12 protein-coding genes are annotated in these 12,815 nt (G+C 60.7%); all 12 read right to left on the reverse strand.

The genetic code is table 11. The features are described 5' to 3' along the window. Nucleotides 1-9: 9 nt before the first annotated feature. Nucleotides 10-1,218 carry an MFS transporter gene (locus ACYQ47_RS35580; RefSeq protein ID WP_459909806.1) on the reverse strand — a complete coding sequence of 403 codons (1,209 nt, stop codon included), beginning with the start codon at nt 1,216-1,218 and terminating at the stop codon, nt 10-12. Nucleotides 1,219-1,298: 80 nt separating this feature from the next. Next, the gene (locus ACYQ47_RS35585) at nt 1,299-2,105 is read right to left on the reverse strand and encodes an amidohydrolase family protein (RefSeq protein ID WP_459909808.1); all 807 of its coding nucleotides are present in this window, start codon (nt 2,103-2,105) and stop codon (nt 1,299-1,301) included. Between the two features lie 143 nt (nt 2,106-2,248). Continuing rightward, the gene (locus tag ACYQ47_RS35590) at nt 2,249-3,667 is read right to left on the reverse strand and encodes an MFS transporter (protein ID WP_459909810.1); all 1,419 of its coding nucleotides are present in this window, start codon (nt 3,665-3,667) and stop codon (nt 2,249-2,251) included. 75 nt (nt 3,668-3,742) lie between these two features. Further along, a complete protein-coding gene (locus tag ACYQ47_RS35595) occupies nt 3,743-5,005 on the reverse strand; it encodes a LysR family transcriptional regulator (protein ID WP_459909812.1) in 1,263 nt (420 codons plus the stop codon). 50 nt (nt 5,006-5,055) lie between these two features. Beyond that, nucleotides 5,056-5,916 carry a fumarylacetoacetate hydrolase family protein gene (locus ACYQ47_RS35600; protein ID WP_459909814.1) on the reverse strand — a complete coding sequence of 287 codons (861 nt, stop codon included), beginning with the start codon at nt 5,914-5,916 and terminating at the stop codon, nt 5,056-5,058. 33 nt (nt 5,917-5,949) lie between these two features. Beyond that, a complete protein-coding gene (locus ACYQ47_RS35605) occupies nt 5,950-6,729 on the reverse strand; it encodes an SDR family oxidoreductase (protein WP_459909816.1) in 780 nt (259 codons plus the stop codon). Between the two features lie 19 nt (nt 6,730-6,748). Then, complete coding sequence (locus ACYQ47_RS35610) at nt 6,749-7,756, reverse strand: amidohydrolase family protein (RefSeq protein WP_459909818.1); 1,008 nt, start codon at nt 7,754-7,756, stop codon at nt 6,749-6,751. Between the two features lie 34 nt (nt 7,757-7,790). Then, nucleotides 7,791-8,723, reverse strand: a complete 933-nt coding sequence (locus ACYQ47_RS35615) for a VOC family protein (RefSeq protein ID WP_459909820.1) — start codon at nt 8,721-8,723, stop codon at nt 7,791-7,793. A gap of 27 nt (nt 8,724-8,750) precedes the next feature. Next, nucleotides 8,751-9,632: a phosphate ABC transporter substrate-binding protein gene (locus tag ACYQ47_RS35620; protein ID WP_459909822.1), complete on the reverse strand. Its 882-nt coding sequence runs from the start codon at nt 9,630-9,632 to the stop codon at nt 8,751-8,753. A gap of 32 nt (nt 9,633-9,664) precedes the next feature. Further along, complete coding sequence (locus ACYQ47_RS35625) at nt 9,665-10,636, reverse strand: substrate-binding domain-containing protein (RefSeq protein WP_459909824.1); 972 nt, start codon at nt 10,634-10,636, stop codon at nt 9,665-9,667. Nucleotides 10,637-10,651: 15 nt separating this feature from the next. Further along, nucleotides 10,652-11,512 (reverse strand): HpcH/HpaI aldolase family protein, encoded by an 861-nt coding sequence (locus ACYQ47_RS35630; RefSeq protein WP_459909826.1) that lies wholly within the window; start codon nt 11,510-11,512, stop codon nt 10,652-10,654. A gap of 44 nt (nt 11,513-11,556) precedes the next feature. After that, nucleotides 11,557-12,597 (reverse strand): WD40/YVTN/BNR-like repeat-containing protein, encoded by a 1,041-nt coding sequence (locus ACYQ47_RS35635; RefSeq protein ID WP_459909828.1) that lies wholly within the window; start codon nt 12,595-12,597, stop codon nt 11,557-11,559. Nucleotides 12,598-12,815 lie beyond the last annotated feature (218 nt).

Consider the following 12,815-nt stretch of genomic DNA (forward strand, 5'->3'; position numbering starts at 1 on the left):
CATAAAAGATCAGTTTGGATGCAATGCATGCGTCTCGGCGGAATCGCCGTTCCGGCGGCCCGACTGCGGGCGCAGCATCACCGGCGCGATTTGCAGCAGCGTCGCCAGCACGACAAGCATTACCCGGATCGACCATCCGCCATCGTAGAACGTCGCGAAGATCGCAGGCGGCCCCAGCAGCACACCGAGGTAAGTCGCCTGGGACACGAGGCCACTTGTTGCGCCAAGCGTAGCCGGTGTCGGCGCCGCCGATGGCAACAGCGTCCAGATCGTGGCGATAACCGTGCCGACGCCCGCAGAGAATGCACATACGGCGACGCTCGCGCCGATCAGCGACGTCGCGGGCAAATACAACACCACCCCGCCTGCCAGCATCACCGTGCCGCCGACAAGTGCGAGGGTGCGTACGCCCGCACCCGCCTTCAGCAAATGACCGACCGAAAGACACGCGATCGCAACGAACACCTCGGCAAGCGTGCCGATGCCGGCGGCCGCGGCGATCGAAATCTGGAAGCGCCTGGCAAGATAGACGGTGAGCGCGGCCATCACGCCCGTCTGGATAAAGGCCGACGATCCCGACGCGAGCGCGAGCTTGTATGGTGCTCGACTCTTCAGCACCAGCCAGATATCGCTCAACCGGCGATCGTGCGTCGCGCCCTGCTTGGCCGGCAGCAGAAACGCAGCAAGCGTCAGGGCGCCCATGAGGATCGCGTGTCCGCCGAAAGCCCACCGCCACATGTCGCCCCGTTGCGCCAGCGGCGCTACGACGCTCAACGTGAGGCCGATGCCGACCGCCGTATGCGAAGTCCACAGTCCGAGCGCGATGCTGCGCCGCGTCCCGCTCGTCGTACGCATGATGAGCGTGACCGCGCCGACAGTCAGCGACAGATAGCCCACGCCTTCGAGCAGACGGCTTATGAACAGCATCGTCAGTTCGTGCGAGAAGAACACCCCGATATTCCCCACGAAGGCGAATACGGATCCCACGACGATCACCCGCTTGTCGCCGATGCGATCGACCAGCCACCCCGCGAACAAGGCGAAGATCGCCGTGATGAGCGACGGGATTGAGATGACCCAGCCTGACATCGCATGCGAAAGATGAAAGTACGCGGCGATGTCGCCGATTACCGGCACCGATTGAGTAACCAGCGACGTCGCTACCGTGCCGAAGATGTACAGCAAGATGATGCAGGGCCAGCTTCCTGCCTTGAGCATTACCGTCTCCTGAAGATAGGCCAATATGTTTTGGCTTCGATCATTGTGTCATTGTCAAAATGCGATTGAACCGCCCTTTCTCACGTTCCCCACCTCAATAGGCGCAGCAGGTTACCGCCCATGATCTGTTCAAGATCCTCGGGCGCGAGCCATGGAAGGTGCTCGCTGAAATGCGTCACGCACAGCCGATACGAATGGTGCAGCCGCGACAGATCGCTGCCCCAAATGACGCGGTGTGCGCCAAACGCATCGACCACCCGCCGAAGTGTCTCCGTCAACGAGTGAAAGGGAAACGGATCGAGCGCGTAGTCGCCCACGCCCACAGCCTTCACGCTGATGTTTGGATAGCGCGCAAGCGCGAGCAGCACCGGCAAGTGTTCGAACGCACCCGGGCCTGACGCCCCGCGCGGCACGCCGAGGTGGTCAACGACAAGGGGTAAATTCGGATGACTTTGCGCGATCCTGGCGGCCTGCTCCAGCGCGTTGGGCACCAGTAGCGCGGTTGGCATCGCCAGCTCTTCGAGCACCGGCCACACGGCTTCGTAGTGACCGTCAGTGAGCGGCGCGAGCCGCTCTTTCGTGTTGAACAGGAAACGAATCCCGCGCATGCCAGGCTGATCGCGCCACGTACGCATACGCTGCGCAGCGTCCTCGGGCGGCACGTCGAGAAGCCCCATCACCGCGAAACGCTGCGGCTGCGCTTGCGCAAGTGCGAGCGAATACGCGTTGCCCTGCGGATCCCAGAGGGGCGGCACCAGCACCACGCGGTCGACGCCCGCCTGCTGCATCTCCGAGTCCAGCACTTCAGCAGTGATCGGCGTGCGCCGGTGGTGTCCCGTCGATTCACCCTGCGACCAGGCGTGAACTTGAGCATCTACTATCTGCATTTTGGAATCTTCTGTGAGCGAAGTTTCGAACACGGCGGCTGGCTGCTTTTTCTCGAACTGTGGCCAGTCTATGGCAGGGCGTTTTGCAGTTCCAATCGGAAACGCGTAGCCGCCATATGTTTTTGCTGTGCCGCTATCGCACTTTAGCCGCGTTGACTTTGCTTCGATTGGTCAAGCACCGGGGCGTCGTTCGCTTCGGGCTGGTCGAAAGATTCGAGTGTCCTGCCACGCGCCTCAATGCCGATCGTCAGGTACGTCAGTCCGCACACGGCCAGACACGCGGCCAGAAACTGGAAGGCCGGAACGATCACTGACACCGTCGCCGACGGCATCACGACGTTGCTTGATCCTGCGGTCAAAGCGAGCCCCAGCGGCCCGAGAATCTTGCCGACCGAACCGGCAAGCCCGGCGAAACCGGCGCCTGAGCCGCGCAAGCGCGACGGCCACACCTCGGTCGAGTAGGCGGCGCACACGGACAAGCTACCATCGGCGAAGACGAACGCGACCAAAAGTGGCAGCCAGAACAACGACGGCGAGAACAGATCGCCGTGGCCGATATAACCGGCAAACACAAGCGCGATCGACGACGCGAGCGCAAAGAAACCGCCGGTCTTGCGACGACCGAACCGGTCCGCAAGCGCGGCCGCCGAGAGCCGGGACACGATGCCGAGCAGACTGAAGCCGATCATCACTTTCGATGCGGTCACCGGCGCGAGCGATTGAATCTGCGACATCAGCGTCGGCGCCCAAAGCACAATGCCGTAGTATCCGGAAATCAGGCCGATATTGACGAGCGCCGTTGTGATTACGTTGCGCGGGCACTGGAAGATATCGAACCAGCTGCGCGTTGCCGCCGGTGGCGCAATGGCGCGGTCGAATTCAAACGAATCATCGCCACGCGCCCATGCTACAGCGCGGCGTGCGTCATCGCGGCGCCCATGCAGGCTGAGCCACCGGGGCGATTCTGGTATACGCAATGCGCCGATCAGAGCAATGGCGGCGGGCGCTGCGCCGAGAACGAAGGTCCAGCGCCACCCTATCGCCGGAATCAGCCACGCGCCACTCAATGCACCAAGAAGCAATCCGCCCGTCGTGATCGCAGATACAACGCCGGTCAGCATGCCGCGGCGCTTCGGCGGCGTGAATTCCTGCACCAGTGCGATCTGAATGAAATAGCCTGCCGAACAAAAACCGATGACCACGCGCAGCACTGCCATGTATATCCAGCCGCGCTCCGGCGTGAACGCCAGCGCAACGCTTGCTGCACCCAGCACCAGGAGCGACGCGACAAACACCGGCTTCCGACCGAAGCGATCGGCCATCGCGCCCCACACCGCCGCGCCGATGATCGCCCCCGCGCCCGACGCAAACAGGACCGCGCCCATAATGCCGTAGGTCAACCCCCATGGCTTGATCAGGAACGCCATGATGAAGCCGATCAGATACGCGTCCCAAAACTCCAGCATGCTGCCGATGCCGACAAGCGCAATCAGCATTTTCTGGTTGGAGGTTATCTTCGTCTGATCTTGAAACGGGCTGCGCCCAGTGTGCTCGCCAAGCATGATTCGTCTCCGTGAGTTCTCGTTCTTTCAAGACGCGGCGTTAGCCCTTAAATACAACCTCAACCGCGTCGCATACTAGTTTTCGTTTGACCCCGCCGCAATCGCCGCTGCGTTTTCCCTGATATTGCGGACAAAATCCGCCTGCACCTCATTGGGCGTCCAATCGCGCCGCATGGTGATGCCGAACATTGGTCCTTTCCATGGCACGTCGACTCGCAATGGTGCGAGTAGTCCAAACCGCCGTTCGCTGAGGATCTCGGTCCAGCTGAGCACGGTGAGCATGTCCATGTCTGTCAAAACGATACGGATAGTCGACAGTGAATACGTTTCAATGCTCGCGGGCGGCGGCGTGCCCTCGGAAAACAAATTCTCATAGGCCTCGCGGCGTGGCGATCCTTTGGGCGGAAGCACCCACGGATATGCGCGCAACGATTCCACCGATAGCACCTGTTCGCGCGTGAGCGGATGATCGCGGCTGGCGACGACGAAGTACCGCTCGCGATACAACGGCTCCTCGACAAAATCAAAGTCGCGACCCGGCTGCTTCAACAACCCGATCATGAAATCAATATCGCCGCGCGATAGCTTGTTAAGAAGCGTCTCATATATGCCACTCAGCATCGTCACCCGCGTGTCCGGAAACTGTTGGCCAAGTGCGCGGATTGCGTTGACAACGAGGATGGTCGGGTCGAGAAGCAGCACGCCGACCGTCACTGATCGCTCTTTCGGATACTCAAACGCGCCTACCGCTTCGACGAGCGCAGCGATCTGGTTCGACACGAGCTTCAGCCGCTGCGCGAACGCCGCGCCGGTCTCGGCGGTCATGACGCCCGACGGCGTATGCCGATATAGCGCCACTCCAAGATTGTGTTCGAGCGTGCGCGCCGCGCGCTGCAATGACGCCTCGGTGATGCCGAGCTTGCGTGCTGCCGCGCGGAACGAGCCGCATTCCTCGATCGCGATAAGGCAACGCATTTGTGTGCGCGTGATACCGCTTGCAAGCGCAAGCGGCGACACCTTGCGCGTGCTGTTCAGAGCCGTGACGGCTTCTTCTGCACTCTGCAGCATGCGCCGCGCGCGCACCAGCGCCGCGACGCCCACTGGCGTGAGCCATGTGCCCGTCGTTGAACGCTCGAACAGCGTGACGCCAAGCGCCGTCTCGAAGGCCGCGATCGACGAGGTGGTGGTGGGTTGAGACCGCAACAACTCCTGTGACGCCTGCGTCACGTTCTCGTGCCGTGCAACGGCTTCAAATACGCGCAACTGCCATAAGCTCGGCAGTTCACGCATCGTGGGCGGCGTGCTGGTAGCGTAAACATCGGGTTCGATCTTTCCCATCTCAGCCTTTCGACCTCTTGTCATCACGGACGGAAACGGCTCGCGCGCGTCTAGTCCACGGCGACCTGATTGGACAGCGTGCCGATCCGATCGATGGTGATCTCGCAGGTGTCGCCAGGTTTCATGAACAGCGGCGGTTGGCGCGAGAAACCGACGCCGCTGGGCGTACCTGTTGCGAGAATGTCGCCGGCCACAAGAGGCGCGATCGTCGACACGTATTCGATGAATCGGGGGATTTTATGAATCATCGCACTCACCGACTCGTCCTGCATCGTCTTACCGTTGAGCGTCGTGACGATACGCAGCGCATTGACATCCTCGATTTCCTGCGCGGGCACGAGCCACGGACCAATCGCTCCGCTGCGCCAGAAGTTCTTTCCTGGCGTGATCTGGCGTGTATGAAATTGCCAGTCGCGCACGCTGCCCTCGTTCATGATGGTGTAGGCCGCGACATGATCGAACGCATTCTCGGCGCTGACGCGGTAACCTGGCTTACCGATCACTACCACCAATTCGCCTTCGAAATCGAACTGCTCGGATACGCCCGGATGACGCAGCGTCTGGCCGTGGCCGGTCAAGGAGTCGGCGGCGCGCGCGAACAGCGCAGGCTGCTTCGGCAGTTCCTGGACGCGGCCGGCGCTCTGCACCTCATTATGATGCTCGGCATAGTTGAGTGCGAGGCACCAGATGTGCGCCGGGTTCGCGACAGGCGGCAGGAAGGTAATCGCATCGAGAGCGTGGTCGGCAGGTTCGCCGACAAGCGCGGAGACCTCGGCCGGAAAACCCGCCGCAACCAGCGATTTCAGATCCGGGTAGCGATCGCCGATCCGGCGTCCCAGATCAATTACCCCGTCCTTTACGACGATGCCGTAGCTCGAGCGTTCGCCGATTGAAAAGCTTGCATATTTCACGCTGAATCTCCGCTTGAGCGTTATGGAAGTGAATCAGACGAGGCCCGCGTAGGAGCCACCGTCGAGTTGAAGGTTTTGTCCCGAGATAAACCCGGCCTGCGCGCTGCATAAAAACGCGCAGGCATCGCCAAATTCCATCGGCTCCCCGAGACGCTTCGCAGCGATGGTCGCCGCAATGCGCTGCTTCGCCTCGGCCACGCTGATTCCCTCCTTCTTCGACATCCGCTCGGCCATGTACTTTTGCCGGTCAGTATCGAAGCGCTCGGGCAACAGGTTATTGATCGTTACGTTGTCGACCACGGCATCGCGCTGCACCGATTTACTCAGGGCGGTCACCGCCGCGCGCACTGCGGCCGACAGTCCCATCGTGGCGCTGGGCGACTTGACCATCGCCGAGGTGATGTTGACGATCCGGCCGAAGCGCCGGCTGCGCATGCCCGGCACGTATTGCTTGATCAAGAAGATCGGCGCGAGCATGTTGGCCTCGACCGCGGCGAGCCAGTCGTCGCGGCTCCAGTCAGCGATTTTGCCGGGCTCGGGTCCCGCGTTGTTGTTGATCAGGATGTCGGGCGCGGGGCAGGCGTCGATCAGCGCGGCGCGGCCCGATTCGCTATTCAGGTCCGCGCACGCAATCGTGGGGCGGCAACCGGTTAGCGCCTCAATCTGCGCTGCAGCCTCATCCAGGGCGCTTTTCTCGCGCCCGTTGATCGTCACGTTGCAGCCTTCGCGCGCCAGCGCCGTCGCGCAGGCGAATCCGAGTCCGCGCGACGACGCGCAGACGAGCGCGGTTTTGTTGTCGAGTCCCAGGTCCATCGTCGTTTCCTTGTCGAGGTCAGGCAAAATGCGCGCGTAACGCCGGGTAGACGTCAAGCGTATTGCCGCTGAATACATTGGCGCGTGCCGCGTCGTCCAGGTTCGGTGTCGCGGCCACATACCGGCGTGTGTCATCGTAGTGATGGCCGGTCCGGGGATCGATGCCCTTGACCGCACCGATCATCTCGGAGCCGAAGAGGATATTTCGGTGCGGCACCACACCGGTCAGCAGGTCGATGCCCGGCTGGTGATAAACGCATGTGTCGAAGAACACGTTTTTCATCAGGCCATCGTCAAGCTCGCCGTGCCCGAGGTCCTGCGACAGCCCGCGATAGCGTCCCCAGTGATAGGGCACCGCGCCTCCGCCGTGCGGAATCACGAAGCGCAGCGTCGGGAAGTCTTTGAAGACTTGCGGGTTCTGGACGAACTGCATGAACGCGGTGGTGTCGCCATTCAGGTAGTGCGCGCCCGTGTGATGGATGCACGCGTTGCATGAGCCGCTCACGTGGATCATTGCGGGCACATCGAGCTCGACCATTTTTTCGTAGAGCGGGTAGTAGATGCGGTCAGTCAATGCCGCGGTCTTCCAGTACCCGCCCGATGGGTCCGGATTCAAGTTGCAACCCACGAAGCCGAGTTCGGTCACACAGCGTTCCAATTCACGCACCGAGGCATCGAGGCTTTGGCCCGGCGACTGCGGCAACTGGCACACGCCTGCGAAATTGCGCGGATACAGCGCAACGACCCGCGCAATCAGATCGTTACAGACGCGCGACCACTCGATGCTTTTGTCGAGCGTGCCCAAGTGATGTCCCATCTGCCCTGCGATCGGTGAAAACAGCGTGAGATCGAGGCCGCGTTCGCGCTGAATCTTTAGCTGACCGTTTTCGATCGCGTTGCGCAGTTCATCGTCGCTGATAGAGAGCGGCTCGCCATAATGACCGCGTTCGCAAGCGAGTTGTCGCTCGCGCCAGGCGTGCAGCGTCCTGGGCACTGTCGTGAAGTGCCCGTGGCAATCGATAATCATGTTGATAGTTCCCTGGGGATCGGTATTGGACGATTCAGTTTCGCCAGGCCACGATGGGCGTCGCCTGTTTGACGAAGCGTTCCGGCGGTCGCTCGCCGCTGTCGTAACTCATGCCTTCCCCGATCTGGATATCGTTGAAGCGGCTTTGCGCATTCATTTTTTCATGAGAGATCCAGTGCTCGTGCATCTGCTCGAACGGACTCATCCAGTAGTTGAAGATCTGGCTGCCAAGCGCATGCCGACCGATGCCTCGCACGTGATCGTGCGACTGACGCGTCATGTGATCGAAGCCGAAGAATATGTCGTCAACGCCTTCAACCTGATATGAAACGTGGTGCATGCCGGCTCGCGCACCGCGCAACAAAAAGATGACGTGATGGTCGACGAGTTCGTCGCCGAGATCGACGCGGCTAAAACGGCCGATAACATTGTCACGTGAGCCGACGAAAAGCTCGTCCGTCGGCAGCAGGCCGAGGGTGCGCTGGTACCAGTCGATCATGTCAGCAAGATTGGGCGTTGCATACGCGGTATGCGCAATGCGCACCACGCGCGCTGCACCGAGCACGCGGCTTTCGCCATCAGCGCCCCGCACGACGACGCGCGGTTGCAATGTCGGAACGCGCTCTTGCTCGGCCATGAATTCCAGCGTGAATCCGTTCGGATCGACAATACGTACCCGCTTGCCGCCACCCGGCGCGTCGATCGACTCGATCCCCTGTGCGCCTGGCAGCTTCGCGACCTCATCGAGCAGCGATGGATCGCGCAACTGATAGCCGAAGCTGACGACGCCCGGTTCACCAAGTTCAGTCACATGCAGAAATGGCGAATCGCCGACCCCTCGCATGTACAGGCGCTTCTCGTCACGATGCGCGAGCGCCATGCCGAAATCCTCGAGAAACGCCTGCATGCGGCCCAGATCCGGCGCACTCAAACGCACGTGTGTCATTCCCTGTATCGCTGATGTCATGATGTCCCCTCGATTTGTGTCGGCGTGTCACGCGAGCTGGCCCGCTACATCGCCATAAAGTTCTTCGATGCCGAAGCGGCGCGATATCAGCTTCTGCTCAAACGCGTAACGAATGGCAATGTCGAGCGCCGGTGCGAGCGCGTCGAAACCGATGGGTTGCAGGTCAGGTCCGGTCGACGTGGGCGCCTCGCCGCTCGCGGCGCGGCTTTCGCATAGCATACGGAACAGCTCCGGCACGACGCCGTTGCGCGTCGCCGCAATGGATTCACGCACCACAACGACATGATTGATCGGTACGGCGTGCGTGCGCTCATACCACGCAAGCGCTGCCGCCTTTGCATCGGGAATCAACTGACGCACGCCAGGGTTGCCGGAGGACTTGCCGCCCGAAATGATCGCGTCTACTTCGCCCGCCAGCAGCATTGCTTCCAGGTCGCGCTTTTCCGGCATTTGCGTGACCCATTCCGGTTCGATGTAATCCGCGACATGCGCACCCTCTTGACTGACCCAACGGACCGCGCGCAGATCGACATCGTACTCATCGGCGAGAATGCCGCGCACCCAGGCGGGCGTCGTCTGCGTATAGGCGCGCATGGCCACAGTCTTTCCAGCAAGTTCGCGGGGAGTGGGTGGGTCGTCAGCGCGGCACAGGATGCTCTTGTGATGGAAGTTACCGTTCATCACGAACGGCAACATCCGGTACGGTTTCCCGGCATCGAACGCCTGGAGGAAGGTCATGATCGCCAATTCTGCGACGTCGAATTTAAGTTCGCGCACGACCTCCTTGAATGCCGTCTGCGCGGTGTCGACCGGTGCGAATTCCAGTTGCACGAGCGGCGAAACAACGACGCCCTCTTTCAGCGCAGCGGTCTTTGGATAGCTGCCCATCATCGCGTTCAGCGTGGCCATGCGAGTCTCCTGCTTTTCAATCGTCGTGCCGGTCATGCGAGCACCTTATGTGTCGTATTCGTCACGGTCGCCCGTTGCGGGTCAAGCACCACTTCATCGAGCGCGGGAAGGCTCTCGATCAGGCGTTGTCGATGCGCGTAGCGAATCAGCGCATCAAACGAGGCACGGTTTTCTTCGAAGCCATAGGGCAGCGGATCTCCGACAAACGTCGCGAGTTTGCTATAACGCGCGTCCTCCGGAGTGTCCGCCTCGCCCGAGCGCACGCGCGCAAGATAGTTGCCTTTCGCTTCGCTGAACGCATCGAACAGCGCCGCCGGCAGATGCGGATGAGCATCCAAAACATCGTTTCTCACGACGATCACACCATGCAGCGGATAGATTCCCGTGCGCTCAAACCAGGCGCGCTCGGCGCTTGCGGCATCGTCGACGAGATCGACGAGTTCATCTTCCAACCCTTCGGCTCCGCCAGCCAGCCCGGCGAACACGGCATCGAGCTGACCCGCGCGCAGCAAATCGGAGAACGGCTTTTCCTTGCCGACGCAGAGCACGTTATGCGGTAATGCAAAACCGGATACATTCTCCGCTTCCTGCGTGAGCCAGCTGACCTTGTCTGGGTCGAGACCGTATTCGTCGGCGTAGATGCCGCGCGTCCATACGGCGGCCGTCACGGAGTATGTGCGCACGCCGACCGCGCGGCCTTCGAGATCGCTGGGCTGCCGCACCACCGAATGTCGCAGACGCTGCACGCCGCCGTGGCGAAAACGGCGCGTCATCGGAAGCGGCAACGCAGTGAGCGGCGCACCGGCTGCGCGCGCCATCAGATACGATGTCGGCGCCATTTCGCAAACGTCGTACGGTTGCGTTCGCGCCATCTCGCGATACACGTCGGGCATGCGCTTCACTTCGGTGAACGCCAGATCGAAACCATCCACGCGCACGGCGCCGCTCTTCAAATCCTGCACTTGACCATGAGGCCCAAGCACGATCGACAATGTTTTGCTCATGTGGAATCTCCCGTTCTATGCACGCTCGGCAAGCGAACGTCCGGTATCGAGTGCCGAGAAATCGCGCCGTGGGTACGTCATCAGAAAACGGTAGCCCTGCTCGATCACGCTCGCGACGTTGCTCTTCGTCACATGCGGATGGCCGACCGGAATGTCGTGCGCCTTGCCGACTTCCAGCACGTGCTGCATCATCCGCAGCAACTCTGGGTTGTCGTATTCGCGCGGACAGCCAAGCTCCTGCGTGAGATCGCCCTCGCCGATCAGCAACACGCCGATGCCCGGCACCTCCTTGACAATCCGTTCAATGTTCTCGATCGCCTGCGTGTCCTCGATCATCAGGATCGTCAGTACTTCGCCATCTGGCGCAAGCGGCCACACGTCGGCACGCTTGTAGTACTCCTGCTGCGACACGCCCCAATAGCGCGCGGCCGGCATCGGCGCATCGCCGCGCAGACCCGCCGGTTCATATCGCGGCGCGGTCTTCAGACGCGGATAACGGCATGCCGAAACCGCGTTATAAGCCTCTTCCGGCGTGCTGATCCGCGGCCAAACGATGCCGTATGCACCGAGATCGAGCGCTTGTTTCGCGAACCACAAGTTCATCTCGCTGCCGCTTGGCGGAATGCGCACGATTGGCGTCATCTGACACGCGACCGACCCCGCCTTCGCGATCTTTTCGCGCAACAGCAGAAACTGCATTGCTTCACGCAAAGCGCGAATGTCCCATGGGTTATGTTCGAGCTCGAAGACGACGCCGTCATTGGGAGACTGCGCGAACGCGACAGCGTTTTCTATCTCTGCCTGAAGAAATGACGTGAAGGCGATGCGCTTGCCGGTTTCGAGCGCACGGATCACACCGTTGAGTCGTTCTGCCATTGCCGTCTCAATATGTTATGGATAACGAAGTGTCGTGTTTTCGCTTACAACATGGCCGTGCAAAAACCATCGCCTGCATTGGCGGGAAGTGGCTTCTCGGTCCATGTCTTACAACCATCAGTCGTGAAGAAGACTTGACCGCCACGCGTCACAGTGATTACCCCGCGCGGATCGCTCAGATGAACGTTAAAACCCAGCATCGTGCTGCGCGGATCGACGGCAGCATCGGCCCGATACCAAGTCTTACCGACATCGTCGCTGGCGTAAAGCGCCCCCGCTTCGCTTCGCGATGAAATGCTGAAGCAAGCAAGCATTTTGTTTGGATCGTCGCAAACGAATCGGCAGTCTCGTGCATACGAGAAAGGTGCATATTTGCCGACTTGGAGGTCGCGAAAAGTCTTGCCCTTGTCGCGCGTTTCAAACACGCCCATACGGCAGATATAGAACGCGGCATCAGGGTCAGCCGGCGTTGTAGCGACGGCGTGAGCGTCGAACATACCCTCCGCTTCGTCGTCGGTTTCCAGCCTGCTCTTTAAGTGCGATTCTTGCGCAAGCGCGGCGAGCCCTTCGTTTGCGCCACGCCACGTTTCACCACCGTCCTCGCTTACCAGAAACCCGTTGATCTCTGCAACCGCATACATGGTTTCCGGATTTGAGGGGTGAAACGCAATGCGCATCACACGAGAGGAGCCAAATGAGATCTTGAAACGCTCCGGATAATCCGCCTTTAACTGGCGCCAGGAATCGCCTCCATCGTCGCTACGATAAAAGCTCACCGGACCGGCGCCGGCGAATATCGTGCGAGGTTGGTTCGGATGGAGTACCACGGTCCAGAATTGCACGTTTTTATCGGTGACGTCGAGGCGGTGCCAACTCTTGCCGCCGTCACGACTGCGGAAAAGGCCCTTCCGTGCGGCAGCGTAAAGAACGTTCGCGTCCGTAGGGTCAGGCGTGATCGCCTGAACAGAGGCATCGGAGGGAATACCGGTGACCTGCTCCCAATCACCGCCAGGTTGAAGCGCGTAAATTGACCCCACAGTATTGGGACGATTTGCGGCCGTGCCTACCAGCATAAGATTCTGCATCGATGTCTCCAGAATTTTGTTGCCTTGACGAAGCGAGTGATACGAGTCTAAGCGCCAGGACTTGCGCTTTGTTATTGAAAAGAGGCCTACGCAATAGATTTATGCTTAACACTAGGCTGATATCTCGGACCGTTACCGCGCCTCGTTGGTGTAATGGCTGTTGCACCAAGGCACGGTCTGCGGCCGTGACGTGGTTTGACAATGCGAGAAGCGAGCGA

It is taken from the genome of Caballeronia sp. HLA56 (assembly GCF_054655155.1).

Excerpts from the sequence above, each read along its gene's own strand:
- ACYQ47_RS35630 (WP_459909826.1), bottom strand. The coding sequence starts at position 11,512 with ATGGCAGAACGACTCAACGGTGTGATCCGTGCGCTCGAAACCGGCAAG.
- ACYQ47_RS35635 (WP_459909828.1), bottom strand. The coding sequence starts at position 12,597 with ATGCAGAATCTTATGCTGGTAGGCACGGCCGCAAATCGTCCCAATACT.
- ACYQ47_RS35620 (WP_459909822.1), bottom strand. The coding sequence starts at position 9,632 with ATGGCCACGCTGAACGCGATGATGGGCAGCTATCCAAAGACCGCTGCG.
- ACYQ47_RS35615 (WP_459909820.1), bottom strand. The coding sequence starts at position 8,723 with ATGACATCAGCGATACAGGGAATGACACACGTGCGTTTGAGTGCGCCG.
- ACYQ47_RS35610 (WP_459909818.1), bottom strand. The coding sequence starts at position 7,756 with ATGATTATCGATTGCCACGGGCACTTCACGACAGTGCCCAGGACGCTG.
- ACYQ47_RS35605 (WP_459909816.1), bottom strand. The coding sequence starts at position 6,729 with ATGGACCTGGGACTCGACAACAAAACCGCGCTCGTCTGCGCGTCGTCG.
- ACYQ47_RS35585 (WP_459909808.1), bottom strand. The coding sequence starts at position 2,105 with ATGCAGATAGTAGATGCTCAAGTTCACGCCTGGTCGCAGGGTGAATCG.
- ACYQ47_RS35580 (WP_459909806.1), bottom strand. The coding sequence starts at position 1,218 with ATGCTCAAGGCAGGAAGCTGGCCCTGCATCATCTTGCTGTACATCTTC.
- ACYQ47_RS35590 (WP_459909810.1), bottom strand. The coding sequence starts at position 3,667 with ATGCTTGGCGAGCACACTGGGCGCAGCCCGTTTCAAGATCAGACGAAG.
- ACYQ47_RS35625 (WP_459909824.1), bottom strand. The coding sequence starts at position 10,636 with ATGAGCAAAACATTGTCGATCGTGCTTGGGCCTCATGGTCAAGTGCAG.
- ACYQ47_RS35595 (WP_459909812.1), bottom strand. The coding sequence starts at position 5,005 with ATGGGAAAGATCGAACCCGATGTTTACGCTACCAGCACGCCGCCCACG.